We start from the raw sequence: 19,854 nt of genomic DNA on the forward strand, positions 1-19,854 counted from the left end.
CGCGGACAATAAGCAAACGTCTGTGTCTAGTACTCTGCAGCATCTGGCTACGAATTTTACTTGGACGCTTAGATGCAGACTGCAGGTTGCCCGTTGACGGGCGGCAGCAGGTAGCCCTATAATAAGACCAACAAGTTGATACCAGGTGACGGAGAGACGGAGACCACACGAATGACATTCTTAGCGGGATGGGATTCGTTGTGGTCTTTTTCTTTCGCTGGAGCCTCGGGGAAAGGGGAGGGAAGGGATGACATTTCATGGTCAGCAGATTTTGCCGGCCGCCCGCCGAATGAAGGATTTGGAGAAGCTGATGAAGCTATCCTACGAATACCTGGTGATCCTCGATATCCACATCAGCCAGGTTCAGCCGGCCGTTGGGCTGGCCAAGGCGCAAGGGAAGAAGGCGCTGCTGCATGCCGATCTGATTGAGGGCTTGAAAAATGACGAATACGCAGCCGAGTTCCTCTGTCAGGTGGTGAAGCCGGCGGGTCTGATCTCGACGCGATCGGGCGTCATTGCCAAAACCAAGCAAAACGGACTGCTCGCCATCCAGCGCCTATTCCTGCTCGATACGAATGCACTGGAGAAAAGCTACGTGCTGCTGGAGCGCACGAAGCCGGATTATATCGAAGTGCTGCCAGGCGTTATGCCGCATATGATCGCGGAAGTCCATGAACGCACAGGTATTCCGATATTCGCCGGCGGATTGATCCGTACCGTGAACGACGTGGAGCAGGCGATTACGGCCGGGGCATCTGCGGTCACGACTTCGAGAGCCGAGCTGTGGAAGCATTTTGCGCAGCCGGACGGATAGGGGGATAGACCAGTGTCAGTGAACGAGAAGCAGGATACCTATATTATAGCGATAGATCAAGGAACGACGAGCACCCGGGCGATCATCTTCGATCGCCATGGAGAGATCGTCAGCACGGCGCAGCAGGAGATTAAGCAGTTTTACCCGCAGCCCGGCTGGGTGGAGCATAATGCCAGCGAAATCTGGGTGTCTGTGCTCGGGGTGCTGGCCGGAGCGCTGACGGAGGCCGAGATTGTCGCCGACCAGATCGAGGCGATCGGGATTACGAATCAGAGAGAGACGGCCGTCGTCTGGGACCGTCACACCGGTCACCCGATCTATCATGCGTTAGTCTGGCAATCGAGGCAGACGGCAGGGATCTGCGAGGAGCTGAGGCAGCAGGGGCATGAGGAGCTGTTCCGCCGCAAGACGGGGCTGCTGATTGATCCTTATTTCTCCGGGACGAAAATCAAATGGATCCTCGATCATGTGGACGGAGCCCGGGAGAAGGCATGGAACGGAGATCTGCTGTTCGGCACGATCGATAGCTGGCTGGTCTGGAAGCTCACAGGCGGACAGGCACATGTGACGGACTATTCCAATGCTTCGCGGACGCTGCTCTATAATATCCATGAGCTAAGCTGGGATGACGATCTGCTCGAAATACTGGATATCCCGAAGGGGATGCTGCCTGAGGTTCGATCCTCGTCCGAGGTATATGGACATACGGTGGAGCATCATTTCTTCGGCTGTAAAGTGCCGATTGCCGGGATGGCCGGGGACCAGCAGGCGGCGTTGTTCGGGCAGGCGTGCTTCGACAAGGGGATGGTGAAGAATACATACGGCACCGGCTGCTTCATGCTGATGAATACCGGTGAGCAAGCCGTCGCTTCCCAGCACGGCCTGCTGACGACGATCGCGTGGGGGATCGGAGGCAGGGTCGAATATGCGCTGGAAGGCAGCATATTCGTGGCGGGCTCTGCGCTGCAGTGGCTGCGCGATGGCCTGCGGATGATCAAGTCGGCCGCAGACAGCGAGACGTATGCCAGCCGCGTGACCTCGACGGAGGGTGTGTATGTCGTACCGGCCTTCGTCGGACTCGGCACGCCTTATTGGAACAGCGAGGTGCGGGGAGCCGTCTTCGGACTTACCCGCGGCACAAGCAAGGAGCATTTCATCCGGGCGACCCTGGAGGCGCTGGCCTATCAGACCAAGGATGTGACCGATGTGATGGAAGAGGACTCCGGTCTGAAGCTGCACACGCTGCGCGTGGACGGGGGAGCGGTGCGCAACAGCTTCCTGATGCAGTTCCAGAGCGATCTGCTGGGCACGGATGTCGAGCGACCGGTCGTCAATGAGACGACGGCGCTGGGCGCAGCGTATCTCGCCGGTCTGGCGGTCGGCTACTGGAAGGACCGCAGCGAGATTGCGGAGCGTTGGCGCTCCGACCGCACCTTCACGCCGGGCATGACGGAGACGGAACGGCAGGAGCTCTACGGAGGCTGGCGCAAAGCGGTGAAGGCCGCGCTGGCTTTTGCCTAGAGCGGGACGCCGAAGGGGAGGGCTCACGGGTGCAATGTTGAGCGCAGGCTTATTCTCCCGGGGTGATTGACGTTCGCAGCAGGCTGGTCATGGTCAGATCCGGATCCGGTTCTTAGGCCGGGATCAGGCTGGATGATCCTGACGGTCACAAGCTTAAGAGGACGCAACGTATGCGATTTGCTAGGAGCGCTCTTTACGGATCTTTAACAAAACAGGGCTGTGAATCACGAACTAAAGCTGATATACTGACTACAAGTTCATATTCGGTTGGAGAAGCGGAGAAACCACGACATCCTGCTGCAGTTACGCTGCAGCGGCTGTTCGTGGTTTCTTTTTGCTTGACGGCTTAACTGGCGATCAATCGGCGCATAAGCGCTCGCGATAGAACAGGGAGGAATTGCAGATGAATGAGCGTTTTTCCGGGCTGACCCGGCAATCGGTATTGAAAAGAATGGCGAGTGAAGCCGTTGATGTGCTGATAATCGGCGGAGGTATTACGGGAGCGGGCATCGCGCTGGATGCGGCCTCGCGGGGGATGAGTGTGGCGCTTCTGGAGATGCAGGATTTTGCATCGGGCACATCCAGCCGGTCGACGAAGCTGGTGCATGGCGGGCTGCGTTACCTGAAGCAATTCGAAGTCAAGATGGTAGCCGAGGTCGGTAAGGAACGTGCAGTCGTCTATGAGAATGGGCCGCATGTAACGACGCCGGAATGGATGCTGCTGCCGCTTCATGAGGGCGGGACGTTCGGGGGGTTCTCTACCTCGATCGGCTTGCGGATCTATGATTATTTGGCCGGCGTGAAGCGGGCGGAACGGCGCAGAATGCTGAGCCGCAGCGAGACGCTGGTCAAGGAGCCGCTGCTGAAGCAGCAAGGTCTTAAGGGCGGTGGCTACTACGTCGAATACCGGACCGACGATGCGCGTCTCACCATCGAGGTGATGAAGCGGGCGGTGGAAGCCGAGGCTCTCGCTGTGAATTATACGAAAGCGCAGCAGCTGGTCTATGACCAGGGCAAGCTGGCCGGTGTAGAGGCCGAGGATCTTATCGGAGGCGGCACTTATACGATCCGGGCGCGACGCGTCGTCAATGCGACCGGTCCGTGGGTGGATACGCTGCGCGAGCTCGACAAGTCGAAGCAGGGCAAGACGCTGCGGCTGACCAAAGGCATTCACCTGGTCTTCGACGGAAGCCGGTTTCCCTTGCATCAGGCGGTTTACTTCGATACGCCTGACAAGCGGATGGTGTTCGCGATTCCGCGTGACGGCAAGACCTACGTGGGCACGACCGATACCGACTACACAGGGGATACGGCCCATCCGCAGATGACGGCTGCTGATCGTGATTATGTGATTCAGGCGGCAAACTTTATGTTCCCGGTGCTTAGTCTGACCGCAGACGATGTGGAATCGAGCTGGGCCGGCCTGCGCCCGCTGATCTATCAGGAGGGGAAGTCGCCTTCCGAGGTCTCCAGACGGGATGAGATCTTTCGATCGCCTTCCGGCATGCTTACCATCGCAGGCGGCAAGCTGACCGGCTACCGCAAGATGGCAGAGATGGTGACCGATCTACTGACAGAGGAGCTGCGCTCCGAGGGCCGAGGGCCGTTCGCCGCCTGCTCGACGAAGACCTTGCCGATCTCCGGTGGCAATGTCGGCGGCTCGGCATCCTTCGAAGGCTTCGTCCGCTCCTGGACGGAGGAGGGCATCAAGCTGGGCCTCGCGGCAGCGGAGGCCGAACGGCTCGTCCGGCGTTACGGCACGAACATCCGGGAAGTGTACGCCTTGCTGCCGCAGGCGTGGGAGCAAGCAGGGCGCTTTGGCCTCCCGGCTGAGGTGTACGCCGCTCTGCAGTACGGGATCGAGCGCGAAATGGTCGTCAAGCCGTCGGACTTTTTCGTCCGTCGGACGGGAGCCCTGTTCTTCGACGTGAACTTTGTCCGCCGTTGGAAAGCCGGGGTTCTTCAGGTGATGGGAGAGCTGCTGGTCTATTCGCCCGAGCAGAAGGAGGCGTACGCGGATGAGCTGGAGCGGCAGCTGCATCAGGCGGTAACGCCTGCAGCGGCTAACTAGCCTCCCTGGAGGTGGGGGAGGCCGGGTTCGGGTAAGCCTAGGGGCAGCTGTCTGGCCTCGCGCTGTATTCGGATTCTCCCGACTGATCCGTTGGCCGGGCAGCATTCTGGTCCGATAGGGTACCGGAAGAGTCACTGGCAGCAGCGAGCCTTCGGCGGATGGTATAGCTTCAACGACCAGGTGGGCTATGAGCGAGGTTTGGCTTCCTAGAATGAATAGGGTTCATTATTCCTATCCTTAAGCATTGACGCTGCTAATCTTTAAGCATGTTTATCCATACACTCGGCATGGGGCAGCCCAAAAGACCGTTTCCCGTAAACGGTCTTTTGGGCTATGGTTTGAACCCGCTTCTACACAAAGAAAAAGACCCGCTCGATCGTTCGATAGCGGGTCATCCAAAGCTTGCTATATTTCAAAAAGGGGGGTTGCTTTTATCTTACCCTTTGAATATTAAGACAAGATCAAAGTTATGTTTCATTTTCATTACAAATCTGCCTGCAAGCTTGGAAAAGCATCGAACGGGTCGATAAACGTCAGTTTTTTCCCTTGCTGGGCATTCATTGCTCCCCAGTCCGGTGCCAGCTTGCCGCGGCTCTGCATCCTGTAGCCGCTGTCTGCGGCAAGCTCCAGCTGTTCCCTCCAGGCTCTGACCTCGGTCTCTGCGAGAGAAGCCAGCCACAGAGCCGGTAGTGGCGCACCGGAAGATGCAGATTGCTCCAGACGCTCCAGATAATGCCGCCAGGCTTCGGGGGCGGAAGGATCGACAAGCTCCGCGATCTCGATCCGGTGCAGAAAGGCTGTCCGCTGCAGCTCGGAGAGAAAGGGACCAGAGCCGATGACGGTCAAGGACTCCCGGAGCGGAGAGGGCAGTGCTTGAATGTCCCTGCACATCCGCCAGAGCAGGGCTTGACGCCCATGGCCGTCCATCTGCCGCAGCCGGTGAACGTACAGCTCATAGGGCATTCGGAGCGTCAGCGCCCCTTGAGGCCAGTAGACGTTCAGTACGGACGGGGCATAGCTGCAGGCGTCGAGAAAGGCCAGCCCGCCTTGCGCAAACCACCGCTCCCGCACGGGCTCACAGATCCGGCTGTCCGGGCCGAAGTGACTGTCCCGGTGCTTCAGGCTGCCGAGCAGAGCGGTTTCCTCCGGAGTCGGCATGTCGATCAGCCGGTGCAGCGGCTTGAACCACTCACGTGCTGGGACACGGTCCTGCGACTGGAACATGCGGCCTGACGGACTGCCTGTCTGCCAGGCGTAATAGTAGCGCTGGAAGGCCAGCGCCCCCTCCTGAAAGGCCTGCTTCGCCTCAGCTTCCCCGGCTGACAGCTCAAGCGAGGCGATCACAGGCACAGCCTCTCCTTGTTCATTCTCCCTGTAGCCTTCCGTGGAGCCGAACCCGCCCATGCTCAGCTCCTCGATGAAGGCCGGGCTGCGTATGAAGGCCCGGGTCAAATCTTCGTTCTCACCGGAGCTTCCGAGATAGCAGCGGATATCCAGCCCCTGCGCCAGCCGAAGCTCACCGATGCCGGCTCCCCCGGCAGCGAGCAGATGGATGGAGCCGTTCCCTCCAGAGTCGCTCCGGCTATCGGCCAATGCCTGGTGCAGCGAGCGCTGGATCGTGCCGTGGAAGCCGATATCCACGGTTACGAGCCGGTCTGTATGGCCGCATAGCCGAGAGATATAGGCGCGCAGCAGTCTGCGGCTCGCGGCGGCCGCTTCCTGCACGGCTGCGAGCGCATCCGGCTGCAGCAGCCGGTCGCGCAGCGCGGCCAGCCCGGTACGGCCGTCAGCTCTCGTATGCTCAGCACATGCCCGCAGTGTGCAATCTGCCGCCACGGGCAGGCTGAAGTCCGCAGCGGCGAGGCCTAAGGAACGTAGCAGCTCATGGACGGTGCCGTTCTGCGCACTCAGCAGCCGGTCCAGCTCGGCTTCCCCGAAGTTATCCAGCGCCGCCAGATAGGTGGCCTGCCTGGATACGTACAGCGGGACGACGCGAAGCTCAACACCCCGCAGCCGCGCGGCCTGCTCCAGCATCGGTCCCAGCAGGACGGCCTCCCGCATCAGCGGATGCACCTCGGTACGATGCTCGGCCAGGCAGATGTCGACGACCCAGTCGCAGAGAGCCGTCAGGAAGGGACCGGCTTGCTCGGCCCCGATCCGGCGGAACGAGTCGGATCTGCGGCCGCCCTCGGCCGCCATCCCTGACGAGGCAGCTTCCGATATCCTGCCCGCAGGCTTAGCTGAACCATATGTATCGCTCAGGTCGCCCTGCTCAATACCCCCATCGGCTGGTCGGTAGGCACCCGCCAGCTTGCGCAGCGACCCGAGCTGGGGCAGTGTCTCTGGATGGCGCACAGACTCCCAGTGGTAAGGGCTCTCGGCAAATTCAGGGACCAGCCCATAATGAAGGGAGGCGACAGAAGCCAGGGCCGCGCCTCGGACGTCCGCCCGTTCATTGTCCCCGATGTGCAGCACCTGCTCGCGGTTGATCCCCGGATACAGCGACAGCAGCAGCTCGAACAGGCGGCCTGTGGATTTGTTCAGGCCGTGATCGCCGGAAACGAGTAGCGTATCGACAGCCGAGCGGTCCAGCCCGGCCGCAGCCAGCAGGCTGAAGAGTTGTCCGCTGGACAGGTACATGTCGGACAGCAGGGCGACTTTCACTCCACGGGCCCGGCACCACTCCAAGAGGGATACGACGTGGGGGTTCAGGTAGCACACCTCCCGCTCAATCGTCAGCTCCAGCTCCAGCAGAGCGGATCGCGGCCCCCAATGTCCAGGCATTTCCTCATAGATGCAGGCCAAGGTAACTTCGTCATGGCCTTCGACTTCTAGGCGCCTCGTGCGGGCTTGCCGTTCCGCAGCTTCCCGGGCCGTGCGGAATTCATGAGCGGATACGGAGCGGTGAAGCAGGCCCGAATCGGATGCCCGGTCTGCCGTCATAAGAAAAACATCCCCCGGCCGGGTGCAGGCACGAAGCAGCAGGGTGTCGAAGATATCCAGGCTTAGCAGCCGGATGTTCTCTATACGTGAGTCTACATGTTGAAGGTACGCGTCACATTTCCATAATTCCTGACGTTCGTCGGGCAGTTGCATGCGAACCCTCCAAATAAGATGATGGTTTCACTGGTATAATAGTATAACGTATGCGAGACGACAAGCAGGATCGTGACAAGCCCGGGAAATCGGCTGCATAAGCAGAACAATCCCGTACGTGAGAAGGAGGCATGCCAAGTGATCGAATTCCCCAAGCTGACCGGCGGCAAGCTGCTGAACCGGCTCGCCCACCCGGCGGGCAAAGTCCGGGCCGTACTGGATACCGATACCTTCAATGAGATCGACGACCCGTTCGCCGTCGTCTATGCGCTCAAATCTCCAGAGAGCCTGACCGTGGAAGCTTTCTATGCGGCACCGTTCCACAACGAGCACTCGGATAGCCCAGGGGACGGGATGGAGAAAAGCTATTGGGAGCTGCATAAGATAAGGGAGCTGCTGCCCGAAGCCAGCGGCATTCCCATCTGCCGGGGAGCCGTATCCTATCTGCCCGGACCTGCCATGCCGGCGCCCAGCGAGGCGGCCCGGGACCTCGTAGACCGAGCGATGGCTTCGGCGGACGATGATCCGCTTTATGTCCTTGCGATCGGCGCTATCACCAATGTAGCGTCGGCAATTATGCTGGAGCCGCGAATTATGGAGAAAATTATCGTTGTCTGGCTGGGCGGACATGCCCTGCACTGGCCGCATACCCGGGAGTTCAACATGTGCCAGGATCTGCACGCCTCCAGACTCGTGCTCCATTGCGGTGTTCCGCTCGTGCTGATTCCCTGCATGGGCGTCGCGTCCCATCTGCAAACTACGCTATCCGAGTTGAACGATCATATCCGAAACAAGGGTTTTCTCGGGCAGTATCTCTATGAGACCTTCCGGGGCTGCGCGAGCGAGCATACCGCTTACTCCCGGGTGATCTGGGATATGTCGGCGATCGCCTATCTGGTGAATCCGGCCTGGCTCCCCAGCTCCATCGTCCATAGTCCTGTGTTGTCGGAGGATTTCCGCTGGAGCTTCGACACCTCCAGACATTGGCTCCGGTACGTCCAGTATGTCCAGAGAAATGACATTTTCAAAGATTTTTTTGCCAAGCTTTAGCGGATGTTCGCAAAATATCACCTGTTGTTCTTCTTCAGGTCCCCCTGCCCATACGAGCCTAAACACCTTGTTCAATGTATGTTGACATAGGGTGGGGGGGTATTATATGATGAGGATGTAAGTACTATTTAACAATCACGAGGAGGTATTGGAATGGCAACCGTACAATTGCAAGTGGAGGGCATGTCCTGCAATCATTGCGTTAATTCCGTGGAAAAAGCATTGCAAACGATCGGGGCTTCCGGAAAAGTCGATTTGGCTGCCAAGTCGGTGTCCATCGATTATGATGACAGCAAGCTTTCGGTAGCCAAGCTGAAAGAGGCGATCGAAGAGCAAGGCTACGACGTGAAATAAAGCCGCGCACGCAGCCTTCATATACAGGGCAAGAACCAGAGTTTCGACGGGATGTCGGAGCTCTATTTTTTTTTGTTGAAGGAGCTTCTCGCACAGGATACTATCCTCTATAATAGACAAGGTGGATTCATAGATCATGAGAGAATATGGAGTGTGAGAGGATTGAGTGAATTCTGGTCGGCTATCATCTTGGGCATCGTTGAGGGATTGACCGAATTTTTACCGGTGTCTTCGACTGGGCATATGATTTTGACAGGACATCTGCTCGGGTTCACGGGTGAGAAGGCCAAGACCTTTGAGATTGTGGTGCAGCTTGGCGCTGTACTCGCCGTACTCGTACTATACTGGCGGAGATTCATAGGCTTTCTTAACTTCAAGGAGAGCTTGAACTTCCGCAGCCGCGGCAAAGTAAACCTGTTTCATATGGCGCTGGCTATGGTGCCGGCCGTCGTGGTCGGACTTGCCATTCACAGCTGGGTCAAGGAGCATTTATTCGGACCGGCTACCGTCTTGATCAGCTTGGTGGTCGGCGGGATTCTGATTATTATAGCGGATAAGTCGCGGATTCGTATCACCGCGGAGAATATGGACGATATTTCCTACAAGCAAGCATTCGGAATCGGGCTGTTCCAGTGTCTGGCGCTGTGGCCTGGCTTCTCTCGCTCAGGGTCGACGATCTCTGGCGGTATGCTGCTCGGAGCTAGCCAGAAGGCAGCTGCGGAATTCACCTTCCTCGTATCGGTACCGGTGATGTTCGGTGCGACGGGACTTGATCTCTACAAGAGCCGCGATCTGCTGTCGATGGATGATCTAGGCATTTTTATAGCGGGTCTGGTCGTCTCCTTCGTGGTCGCGATGGTCGCTGTCGTGACATTCTTGAACGTGATCAAGCGCCTGAGCCTTTCGTGGTTTGCCTACTACCGCTTTGTGCTTGCAGCCGTCTTTTACGTGATTCTATTCCTGTAACAGCCGCTTGCAATTTGAGCGTGCCGGGCTAGCGTCCATACCATTTTACTCTCCTGTCATATACTAAACCATGAGCGTAGGGGTCAAAGTCTACTGGCTCAAGTACCGATAGGGAGTGATAAGAATGGGCGTTGGAGGAGTAGGCTGCGGCGTCGGCGGCGTCGGCGGGTTTCACACAAGTACTGCCGTTATTCTGGTACTGTACATTCTGCTTGTTATTATTTTGTCCGCCGGTATCTTCTGGGTATAATTGCAGAAAACTGGAATGGAGCCATACCGCATAGAGCGGTATGGCTTTTTTGGCTTTCCTGCACAGAACGTCTACAGGAAATTTAAGATTTTATAAAAATTAGGCAGCCGAGGTTGACTTTATAGTTGAGAACGATTATCATTACATTATCAGTAAAAATGAGAATCATTATCAGCGGGAAACCTCCAACAAGCCGAAAACCGGCCTATCGATAGCTTGGCAAATTGATACATACGCAAAGGGGATGTAAACAAAAACATGGCTTCCATATTAGTCGTAGGTGCCGACCATCTTGGCAATATGCCGGATCATCTGGCGGAGATCGGTTTCGATGATGTCATGCATGTATCCGGCCGCAAGTGTCAGATGGTGCGCAAGGGAATTCCTGAGAAGGTAGCCGCTGTACTCGTGCTGACCGACTATGTGAATCATAATTTGACCAAGGTTATCAAGCAGCAGGCCAAGGAACAGGAAGTGCCGATCTATTACGCCAAACGGTCGTGGTGTTCGGTGAAGAAGGCGCTGTGTGATTGTGCGGAAACCTGCGAGTGGCTCAATGCCAAGAGCAGCCCTGCGCTTAAGAACTAACATTTCAGGTAGGGACTCAGCATGCGCCTGGCTTGCGAGAAGCTGTTCGGTGAGAAACCGGACAGCTTTTTTGGCATTTCGACAAAAGCATTAGGTAGATGAGAGGGTTCCTTGTATAATAGGAACTGTCAACGAACTTCCAGACGATGAGGGAGGATGTTCATGAAAAAGTTTTGGATCGGCTTGTTGTGCGGGGCGGCACTGACCGCCACTTCTACGATATATGCATCCGGCGGGGTATGGGCGCTGCTGTTTCCTGTAACCTTTCAATTTGACGGTCAGGTCCGTGAGATCGGGCCGCAGTACCAGGTTCTGAACTATGAGGGGCATACGTATGTACCGCTGCGCTATATGGCTGAGCAGTTGGGCGCCGGCGCCAAGTATGATCCGAACTCCCGCACGGTGTCCGTAGACCGTGAGCCCGCGAACGGCACGGAGGCCGAGAAGAAGATTTGGGCGGTGCAGTACCGGATGGAGCGGGGACTGGGCAGCAAGGAAGTGAAGCAGCTCTTCGGAGATCCGGATCAGGTGACCTGGGTGGATAGCTCCAATCAGCAGACGTGGCGGTTCGACATCGGGGCCAAGGCGGGCTACCGGTTCGGCAGTCTGAATGAAACCGATGTGCGGGGACTGGAAAAAGGGGATCTGGACGCGCAGCTATTCATCAGCTGGAACCCATCAGGCCAGGTAGACCGTTACGATCTGTGGTACGCGAAGAGGGCTCCAAGCGGGGAGCGGCGTATTTATACGCATATCGTTTACCCGGACGGCTCTACGGCTGGGGCACTTTATGAGTAAAGGTTCTGCTGCTCTATCCGAGATGGGCGAAGCTTAGGGGCTTCTAGTGCGCAGACTTGTCCCGTCTGCAGACGAAAAAACAGGCCAAGGCATGAACCTTGGCCTGTCAGGTCACTTGTGCAGCGGGATTGAACTAGATGACGAATGCGCTGGTGATGATGACCAACAGAATGAAAAGAACCAGAATGGCGCCTGTACTTGTGAAACCTCCACAACTTGCACCCATGTTCATTCCTCCTCGGGAGTTGAATTTTGTCCGGAACCTACGAATTTCGTCTGCGAAGGTTGCGTTTTGTGCCGAAGCCTCGGGCCCCCAACACATAATCCATTCTATGCGGATGCACGGTTATTTGGATGGGCATAAGCCTTTTACGGCTAAAATAGGCGGTTATATCAAGGGATTATTCGTACATGTATGAGAATGAGGAGGAGCACTATTATGAACAAAGACCAGACGCTAGCGGAAGCGCGTGGGTTTGCCAAGCTGGAGCTGGGAAGAGACAGCAGCGGGCATGACTGGCAGCATACGGCCCGTGTGGCGCGGACGGCCTGTGCATTGGCGCGGCGGGAAGGAGCGGATGTGTTTATCTGCGAGCTGGCCGCGGTGCTGCATGATGTCGCTGATGAGAAGCTGAATCCGAGCAAGGAAGAAGGCTTGCAGAAGGTAGAAAACTGGCTGCAGCGGCAACAGGTCGAGGCATCGGCGCTCGACCACGTGATGCAGATCATCGGCAATATGTCCTATGGCGGAGGGCAGGGAGGGACGCTGCCTACGCTGGAAGGTCGTGTCGTTCAGGATGCGGACCGGCTGGATGCGCTGGGGGCGGTAGGGATCGCCCGTACCTTCGCATACGCCGGGTGGAAGGGCAGCCTGATCTTCGATCCGGAGCTCAAGCCGCGGGAGACGATGAGCAAGGAACAATACCGCAATGAGCGAAGCACAGCGATCAATCATTTCTACGAGAAGCTGCTGAGGCTGAAGGATCTGATGAATACGGAGGCCGCCCGCGAGCTTGCCCGGGAACGCCATGCTTATATGGAGGCTTACCTGGAGCAATTTTACCGTGAGCTGGAGCCGGAATTGGAATAATCGCAATAGCTGCATCCGCAGAGTTCCCTGACTACAGGGAGCGCTCCCGGAGATTCCAGCGAAAAGAAGGTCATGCGCCGGCATGGCCTTCTTTTCGCTGCGCTGAGGGTTCACGGCGCAGGGTGGGGCTTACAGGATCGAAGCGAACATTTTGCCGTCCCACGGCAAACCTTTTTTGAACCGGGACTCATCGTTCATCCGGTATAGCGACAGGGCTGGGAACTGATACATGTCCCAGATCTTGCACAGGGGAGCTTTGGAGCCTGAGCGCTCGATAATGGCGTTAGCAGCCCGTCGGGCGGCTTCATTGGCTCCCTCCATGGTAGCGAGGTCGGTATGGGTCCTTACATAGTCGGAGGCGAGGAACAGATTCGGAATGGCCGTGTACGCATGGGGCCTTAGATTCCAGGTATACACCTTGTTGACCAGCAGCGGCTCCAGATTGACCGCTACCCCATCCGGGTTCGGCAGATGCACATCCTCATCGAGGAACCAGGCATGCAGATTATCGTCCTCCAGGACGACGGTCCCTCCGATATTCAGGCTTTGTTTGAGCTGGGCCCATACCTCCTGCATGACTTCTTCGCGCGTACACTGCTTGGCCGGCTTGCCAAACAGCATGCCAGGCGCTTCCCAATCGGAGATATCCACCGAAAGGATACCCTCTACGTTCCCGTCACCATACTTGGCCAGATTAAATTCAGGCCAGAACTGCCGCTGCGAGACGCTGGTCAGCGCCCAGGGCGAGTCCATATAGATCATATGGCCGTGGATAATCGGCTCGTCCTTCTTGAGGAAAAATTGAATCCCGTTCATCCAATCGACATCATCGGCGAGCTGCCGGATGCCGTCGAGCGTCGGATCCGCTTGAAGCATGTCGTCCGTGATGAAAGTCGCCATGACTTCAACAGGGAACGCGCATACATAGTAGTCCGCATGGACCTCGTAGCTGCTGCCGTTCTCCGAGATTGTGGCGCCTGTGATCCATCCGTCCCGGCAGCCGATCTGCTCCACCTTGGCGTTCAGATGGTAATCGACGCCCAGATTGCGCAGGTGGTCGAGCCATGGCTGGAGCCACACCTCATTGGTCGGCCCGTCAAGCAGCCGGTCGGCGCTGCCTCCAGGCATGACCATATCGAGCATGATCTGCGCACCGATGGCCCCGACCGTGGCCGTATTGGCCTCGCGTGCCTTGGCAGCGACCAGAATCCGTGTCATCCCGGCGAACACGCGGCGGAATTCCGCCGATTGCTTGTCCGCATTGATGAAGGACCACCAGGGGATGTTCTGGTACTGCTGCTGCCGGCGTTCGTCACAGCTGGTCATGACCTGCCAGATTTTCTCCAAGTAGTGCTCTAGTTCCGCTTCAGTCAGGCTCAGCCCGTTGTCGAACAAGGACTTAAAGGCATCGCGCAGGTCCTTCCACGACTGTGGAAACTCCGTCAGGAATTCTACAGGGGGACCATCGACCCGGGCCAGTCCTAGACGTGTTCCTTCGACCAGGTTGTCCGCAACTCCCTTTTCATTCAAGCCATAAGGGATACGCTCCATCGTATCCACGATATGCTTGTAGAAGCGCGGGAAGAACCGGAAGCCGTGCTCTCCGGGCAAATCCTTGCGCCCTTCTGTGCCACTGCCGGGCACAGGCATCGACCGGGCCTTACCCCCCGGAATCCGCTTCATCTCGTAGACGGCTACTTCAAATCCACGCTGAGCCAGCTCATGAGCCGCGCTCATTCCGGCTACACCGCCGCCCAATACGACAACTTTTGCACTCATCTAGTTCCCTCTCCTTACCATATCTTCCCTAGATATGTTATATCACGAATAATAGGTCTTAGGTATCAAAAAATCGAAAAACATGTGAATTCAGACATAACGAGACAAAACTAGATAAACAGGAGCAAAGGGGGATGGTCTGCCGAAGACGGACGGGGGTAAGATGGACATAACGATGTGCCGACGGATTTCGATACCGGCTTGCCCGAGAGGAGGATAAGGACATGCAGCTTTCGAATTGCAGCAATTGCGGGAAGCTTCAATTGGGCCACAGTCTGTCTCTGTGCAAGGATTGCTTCAAGACTCATCTGGAACGGACCCATCAAGTAAAGGCCTTCTTGCAGAAGAATCCCCGGGCCAGCGTCATGGACATTTGCCAGCATACCGGCTTGTCCCTGCGTGCTGTCAATGAGGTTGTGACGCGGCCTTAGGCTTCCGAAGTATGGCAGGATAAGCAAGTTTCAGCTCTTTAGTGAGAGTATATGCTAAGCCAGGACGTGTGTCCGGCTTGGCTTTTTGCCGTTTTTCCGCCGGATCACCACAAGGCCAATAGCTAATAAGCTTCCAAGGCTGGCGGGGCGCTCTTCGTATTTTAATAGGTTCCGATCTGATATAATAAAATTGTTTTTCCGAGAATGACAACACGTAAATGCGGAGGGGTTTTCATTGATTTTAAACACAAAGCTACATATTCCCCATTTACGTAGCTCCTTGGTATCCCGGCCCAGGCTGATGTGCAAGCTGGATGAGGGATTGAAAGCCAAGTTGACGCTTGTTTCCGCGCAGGCAGGCTACGGGAAAACGACAGCGTTAAGCACATGGGTAAGACAATGCAGCAGCCCTGTGGCCTGGATCTCGCTGGATAAGCAGGACAATGACTGGATGCAGTTTTGGCGTTATGTGCTAGCTTCCATCCGGGAGACGATTCCCGGCTTTGGCTTAGCGGTCGAGCCTCTTCTGGAGACAGGACCTTCTGTATCCGTGGAGCCTGCGATCATGGCTTTATTAAATGAATTGGACGGGTTAACGGGTGAATGGGTCATTGTTCTCGATGACTATCATATGATCGAATTTCCAGCGATCCAGCAGTCCATGATCTGCCTGCTGGAGCATCTGCCCCCCCATATTCATCTATATATCGCAAGTCGTACCGATCTGACGATCCCTACCGCCAGGCTGCTGGCGCAAGGCGAATACCACCGTATCAGCATGCAGGATTTATGTTTTCAACTGGATGAGGGACTTGCTTTTTTTCAGGAGACGACCGATTTATCGTTAACCCGAGAGCAAGTGACCGAGCTGTACCATCAGACAGAAGGCTGGATCAGCGGCTTGCAACTGGCGGCAATCTCACTGAAACGAAGTGATAGTGTAGCTGAGACTCTTCATCAATTCAGCGGTCAACAGCATCATATAGCGGACTATTTGCTAGAAGAAATTTTTCATCAGCAATCCGAGCCTATGCGTGCATTTTTATTGGAAACTTCGATTTTAAGCCGGATGAATCATGAAGTGGCACAGGCTGTAACGGGCCAGCCGAACGGTCAAGAGCAATTCGAGAGATTAGAGCAGCAGAATTTGTTTATTATCCCTTTGGATGATCATAGGAATTGGTATCGGTATCATCATCTGCTTGCCGATTTTTTGCAGCAGCTATTATTCAGGAACGACCGGGACCGGTGGATGCGGGTGCATCATCGGGCGGCCAAATGGTTAGAGGACCACGGATTCGACGAAGAAGCCGTGGAGCATTATTTGGAAGCCGAGCAGGTTGCCGATGCCGTTCGGCTGATTGAGGCCAATCTGCATGCGCTCCTGCAATCCAAAAGCGTTGCGCTCCACAGATGGGTCTCTCGTCTGCCGGAGAATGCTTTTGCAGAGAAGCCGAGGATCGAGCTGTTCTATATATCGGTACTATTGGGGGTCGGATTATGGGAAGCTGCCTCTAACCGGGTGAGGCAAGCCACTGTCCGCTTCCAGGCGATGAAGGGAATATGGAGCGATGCCGAGTGGAATGAGGCCATAGGCCACATTTACTTTTTCTGCGCGGTTACCGCTTATCTGCAGAAGGACTTAGAGCAAACCTCTGCATATTTCGAACTTATGGAAAGCTGTCTGCCGGAAGGCAGCTTCTTTCAGACGATGGGACGCAACCGGTATCAGGGCTATGATTTGTTTGATGATCATCTCGCCTTTATTCAAGATCTTCACGAGGGCCATGCCTTCCTGCTGAAGTGGATTGCGGTCTGGGGGCAGAAGGACAACTATCCGTTTGTCGGCCTCTTGTATGCATCCTGCAGTAAATTGCTATATGAATGGGATCGGCTGGAAGAAGCGGAGTGGAATGTGAATCAGGTACTGGGACGTCAGGATATGCATCCCTTTGCGCGGATTATGATTCAGATCGCGATCAGCGCTTCCCGGATTCAGCAGGCCCTGGGGCATCCGGAGCGGGCCTCAGGGATACTTGCGCAGTTGAAGGCACAGATCGACTCTCCCGATTACGAATTGTTGATATTGAACGTCGATGCGGAGCAAGCATGTCTGTCATTGCGGCAAGGCTCGCTGGAGCCTGCGCTGGAGTGGCTGCAGAGATGCGGACTGTCGCATACGGACGAAGTTTCCCTCTCCCGTGTGCAGGAGCATCTGGCTCTGGCACGGGTGCTTGCGGCAGGCGAGCGGTTGGAAGACGCATTGTATATATTGAGGCGGCTGAATGAATTATTGACCAAGGAAGATCGTCTCCGCGATCGGATTAAGGTTAACCTTCTGATGAGTGTGACGCTTCAGCGTTTAGGTCGGACGGAGGCGGCATTTGTTCAGTTGGAGACGGCTTTACAGTTGGCCGAACCCGGGGGATATGTCCGCAGCTTTGTTGACGAAGGTGCTAAGATGACTGACCTGCTAGCAGCTTATATGAAGGCAAGGCATACCCCTCCGGTTTCATTGGCCTATATCCGGCAGCTTCTTCAAGCCTTGCCAGGTTCACCGGATACGGAGCTGCTGCGTAAAGACATACTGACCGATCAGGAAACGAGGATATTGCGGTTGATCGCGGGCGGATTGTCGAATAAGGAAATGGCTCATGCTCTGAATATTACGGGCGAAACCGTCAAATCACATATTAAAAATATATACCGGAAGCTTGGAGTAAAGAACCGGATCCAGGCGCTGCAGCGTGCTGCAGAATTCATGCTGCTTCATTGAGAGTGCCGGTATTGCGTTAAACGGGACTGACCCCCCGTATGAGGGATTTTTTGACCCAAACAGCACACGAAAAGGCGCCGGATCCGAAAAAAATAAAGAGCTGACTGTCTCCGGCAGAGCCTGCTTGCCGCCCCTTGTCTCTTCAGGCAGAGGCCTCCTGCTGGGGGCGAAGCCGCAGGTTTCGTTTCCGGGTGGTGTACCGGTAGAAGTAGCCGGATGCGATGATCGTGCATAAGAGAAGATCGGCGCCGATTAGTGCCTGATAGTTGTGGAAGTAATCGAAGGAAATACCCCCGATCAGCGCCCCAAGAATGCCTCCCCCTTGATGAAAAAGCAGCAAGAAGCCCGTCTGTTTTCCCTTTCCTCCGGTATATTCATGGACGATCAGCAGTCCGCCTGGAATCGCGCTCAAATACGTGATGCCGAAGGCTATGGCGAAAAGAAGTGGCGACCCTCCCACGTGCATAAAGAGAAAGGCAAACCCGATGATCCGTATGCCATACAAAACGGCCATCATCACGAACTTATTGATCCGGTCCAATAGATAACCGAACAATAGAGATCCTGTAATTTCCATGACGCCCAGCACACTCATGGATAAGGCAATCATGCCCGGGGACACGCTCGCGAGCTGATGAATGGCGACTACATTCATCTCCACAGTCCCCATATTGAACCCGCAGGTGAATAAGGCGCAGGCTACTAGAATGAAGACGGGCAGAGGCGCGGCTACCCTCGGGAGCGAAGGGCTGACTGCTTGTGGCCGCTCCGGTTCTTCCGCTGCAAGGCTCCCTTTCTCTGGCTCCATCACCGCGAGGTGTACCTTGGGCTGATGTGCTCGAATGCCAAAGCCAATGACAGGCAAGGTCACGATAATACCTAACACCAGGGAGAATGAAAAAGCATCTTTCCACGTAAGCCAACTGGTGGATACGAAGACCGGCGTACTGACCGCCAGCCCTAACGAGGAAGCGCTGGCTAATAGCGCTGTAGCCTTGGCCCGGTGATGCCGGAACCACTCAAACAACAGCATATAGGTTGCGGTCGATCCCAGCCCGGCGAAGCCGGAGATCACGCCGTATCCGATAAAAAAGACGATGGAGTAATGTCCGAATACGACGGTGCCGGTTCCTAGCGTAATCATAATAGCGCTGGCCAGCATGACTTTCTTCGGTCCGTAACGATCCACCAGCCACCCGCCCAGAGGTGCACACAAGGCCGCTATGAGCAGGTTCGTCGACCATGCCATTGAAATAAAACCTCTGCCGATTCCCAAATCCTCTGAAATTTGTACTTGAAAATAAGCCATAATGAAGCGTGTCAGAGCTCCTATAAATCCGGTGATCCAGAGCAAGCCTAAGATGATCCACGCGTATTTGGGCTCCTTGAACCAAGTCGCGCCCATCGTACATTCCCCCATGTGCATCAAATGAGAACTAGAAAAAAAGATACCGATCGGTATCTTCAGTATAGCATAAAGTCTGCCCTTTTCAATCGGTCAATTTGATTTGTTATAATGGACTTATCATTTCATGCGCGCAAGGGGGGAACGATGATGCAAAAAGGAGAGAACACCCGCAGGCATATTATTGCTAGGTCTGCCGAGCTATTTAATCAGAAGGGATATGCAAGCTCCTCTTTGTCTGAGATTACAGAGCTGACAGGCATTAAGAAAGGCGGAATCTACCGCCATTTTGCCAGCAAGGACGAAATTGCTCTAGAGGCCTATAATTATGCGGGAAGCATAGTCCGGTCCGTCATTCATGATGCCGTCGATCGGCAGGAGACAGCGGCCGATAAGCTGCTGGCCTATCTGCGTGTATATGAGGATGTGGTGGAGGCTCCACCTTTTACCGGAGGATGCCCCCTTCTGAACCTGGCGACCGAGTGTGATGACGGTCATCCCGTTTTGCGCCAGAGAGCCCAGCAGGGCCTAGAGGGTACGCTGGATCATATGAAAGCAATCATTGCCGAGGGCATTCAGAGCGGTGAATTCAAGTCTGACCTTGATATCGAGGCGCTGGCTACGTTCGTGCTGTCCAGTATGGAAGGCGGGGTCATGCTCAGTAAGCTTGAGGGGAATAATCGGCATATCCAGATGAATATCGAGAGCTTGTCTATTTACTTGAAAGCGGTATGCTTGCGCTGAAGGAAAACGGCTATGCCCGGTATAGGGGCTGGATGGAATCGCGCATGACCTATGTGATAACCGTACTGACTTGTACGGTAGTTCGTTCTTTTCGGCTGGGGAATCCGCTAAGACGTGCAGG

At 55.7% G+C, this 19,854-nt stretch carries 17 protein-coding genes; 13 read left to right on the top strand and 4 right to left on the bottom strand.

Going from position 1 to position 19,854, the window contains the following annotated elements:
• Positions 1–247: 247 nt before the first annotated feature.
• The 3 genes from WMW72_RS09215 to WMW72_RS09225 all read left to right on the top strand — a co-directional run bounded on the left by WMW72_RS09215 (position 248) and on the right by WMW72_RS09225 (position 4,406).
• Positions 248–814 carry a glycerol-3-phosphate responsive antiterminator gene (locus WMW72_RS09215; protein ID WP_341415139.1) on the top strand — a complete coding sequence of 189 codons (567 nt, stop codon included), beginning with the start codon at positions 248–250 and terminating at the stop codon, positions 812–814.
• Positions 815–832: 18 nt separating this feature from the next.
• Positions 833–2,335 (top strand): glycerol kinase GlpK, encoded by a 1,503-nt coding sequence (gene glpK, locus WMW72_RS09220; RefSeq protein ID WP_341415191.1) that lies wholly within the window; start codon positions 833–835, stop codon positions 2,333–2,335.
• Positions 2,336–2,738: 403 nt separating this feature from the next.
• Entirely contained in the window at positions 2,739–4,406 is a 1,668-nt protein-coding gene (locus tag WMW72_RS09225; protein ID WP_341415140.1) for a glycerol-3-phosphate dehydrogenase/oxidase, read from the top strand.
• Between the two features lie 483 nt (positions 4,407–4,889).
• Here the strand turns inward: WMW72_RS09225 and WMW72_RS09230 are convergent, their stop codons facing one another.
• Positions 4,890–7,502 (bottom strand): HAD family hydrolase, encoded by a 2,613-nt coding sequence (locus WMW72_RS09230; protein ID WP_341415141.1) that lies wholly within the window; start codon positions 7,500–7,502, stop codon positions 4,890–4,892.
• Between the two features lie 138 nt (positions 7,503–7,640).
• On the opposite strand from WMW72_RS09230, the gene WMW72_RS09235 reads away from it, so the two are divergent.
• The 6 genes from WMW72_RS09235 to WMW72_RS09260 all read left to right on the top strand — a co-directional run bounded on the left by WMW72_RS09235 (position 7,641) and on the right by WMW72_RS09260 (position 11,508).
• Positions 7,641–8,552 carry a nucleoside hydrolase gene (locus WMW72_RS09235; protein WP_341415142.1) on the top strand — a complete coding sequence of 304 codons (912 nt, stop codon included), beginning with the start codon at positions 7,641–7,643 and terminating at the stop codon, positions 8,550–8,552.
• A gap of 153 nt (positions 8,553–8,705) precedes the next feature.
• Positions 8,706–8,906, top strand: a complete 201-nt coding sequence (locus WMW72_RS09240; RefSeq protein ID WP_341415143.1) for a copper ion binding protein — start codon at positions 8,706–8,708, stop codon at positions 8,904–8,906.
• A 162-nt stretch (positions 8,907–9,068) separates the two neighbouring features.
• Positions 9,069–9,872: an undecaprenyl-diphosphate phosphatase gene (gene bacA / locus WMW72_RS09245; RefSeq protein ID WP_341415144.1), complete on the top strand. Its 804-nt coding sequence runs from the start codon at positions 9,069–9,071 to the stop codon at positions 9,870–9,872.
• 124 nt (positions 9,873–9,996) lie between these two features.
• A complete protein-coding gene (locus tag WMW72_RS09250) occupies positions 9,997–10,122 on the top strand; it encodes a YjcZ family sporulation protein (RefSeq protein WP_341415145.1) in 126 nt (41 codons plus the stop codon).
• Positions 10,123–10,380: 258 nt separating this feature from the next.
• Positions 10,381–10,710 carry a DUF2325 domain-containing protein gene (locus WMW72_RS09255; protein WP_341415146.1) on the top strand — a complete coding sequence of 110 codons (330 nt, stop codon included), beginning with the start codon at positions 10,381–10,383 and terminating at the stop codon, positions 10,708–10,710.
• Between the two features lie 162 nt (positions 10,711–10,872).
• The gene (locus tag WMW72_RS09260) at positions 10,873–11,508 is read left to right on the top strand and encodes a stalk domain-containing protein (RefSeq protein WP_341415147.1); all 636 of its coding nucleotides are present in this window, start codon (positions 10,873–10,875) and stop codon (positions 11,506–11,508) included.
• A 133-nt stretch (positions 11,509–11,641) separates the two neighbouring features.
• On the opposite strand, the gene WMW72_RS09265 is transcribed toward WMW72_RS09260, so the two are convergent.
• Positions 11,642–11,740 carry a YjcZ family sporulation protein gene (locus WMW72_RS09265; protein WP_341415148.1) on the bottom strand — a complete coding sequence of 33 codons (99 nt, stop codon included), beginning with the start codon at positions 11,738–11,740 and terminating at the stop codon, positions 11,642–11,644.
• A gap of 207 nt (positions 11,741–11,947) precedes the next feature.
• Between WMW72_RS09265 and WMW72_RS09270 the strand changes: the two genes are divergently transcribed.
• Complete coding sequence (locus WMW72_RS09270) at positions 11,948–12,598, top strand: HD domain-containing protein (protein ID WP_341415149.1); 651 nt, start codon at positions 11,948–11,950, stop codon at positions 12,596–12,598.
• A 129-nt stretch (positions 12,599–12,727) separates the two neighbouring features.
• Here WMW72_RS09270 and WMW72_RS09275 read toward each other — a convergent pair whose 3' ends face one another.
• A complete protein-coding gene (locus tag WMW72_RS09275; RefSeq protein ID WP_341415150.1) occupies positions 12,728–14,377 on the bottom strand; it encodes a hydroxysqualene dehydroxylase in 1,650 nt (549 codons plus the stop codon).
• Between the two features lie 224 nt (positions 14,378–14,601).
• On the opposite strand from WMW72_RS09275, the gene WMW72_RS09280 reads away from it, so the two are divergent.
• Both WMW72_RS09280 and WMW72_RS09285 read left to right on the top strand, forming a co-directional pair.
• Positions 14,602–14,808 carry a hypothetical protein gene (locus WMW72_RS09280; protein ID WP_341415151.1) on the top strand — a complete coding sequence of 69 codons (207 nt, stop codon included), beginning with the start codon at positions 14,602–14,604 and terminating at the stop codon, positions 14,806–14,808.
• Between the two features lie 322 nt (positions 14,809–15,130).
• Positions 15,131–17,584, top strand: coding sequence for a winged helix-turn-helix domain-containing protein (locus WMW72_RS09285; protein WP_341415152.1), 2,454 nt, complete (start codon positions 15,131–15,133; stop codon positions 17,582–17,584).
• Between the two features lie 142 nt (positions 17,585–17,726).
• Here the strand turns inward: WMW72_RS09285 and WMW72_RS09290 are convergent, their stop codons facing one another.
• Positions 17,727–18,989, bottom strand: a complete 1,263-nt coding sequence (locus WMW72_RS09290) for an MFS transporter (RefSeq protein ID WP_341415153.1) — start codon at positions 18,987–18,989, stop codon at positions 17,727–17,729.
• 147 nt (positions 18,990–19,136) lie between these two features.
• Between WMW72_RS09290 and WMW72_RS09295 the strand changes: the two genes are divergently transcribed.
• Complete coding sequence (locus WMW72_RS09295; RefSeq protein ID WP_341415154.1) at positions 19,137–19,733, top strand: TetR/AcrR family transcriptional regulator; 597 nt, start codon at positions 19,137–19,139, stop codon at positions 19,731–19,733.
• The last annotated feature ends 121 nt before the right edge of the window (positions 19,734–19,854 follow it).

The organism is Paenibacillus filicis, assembly GCF_038070315.1.
Lineage (GTDB): Bacteria > Bacillota > Bacilli > Paenibacillales > NBRC-103111 > Paenibacillus_G > Paenibacillus_G filicis.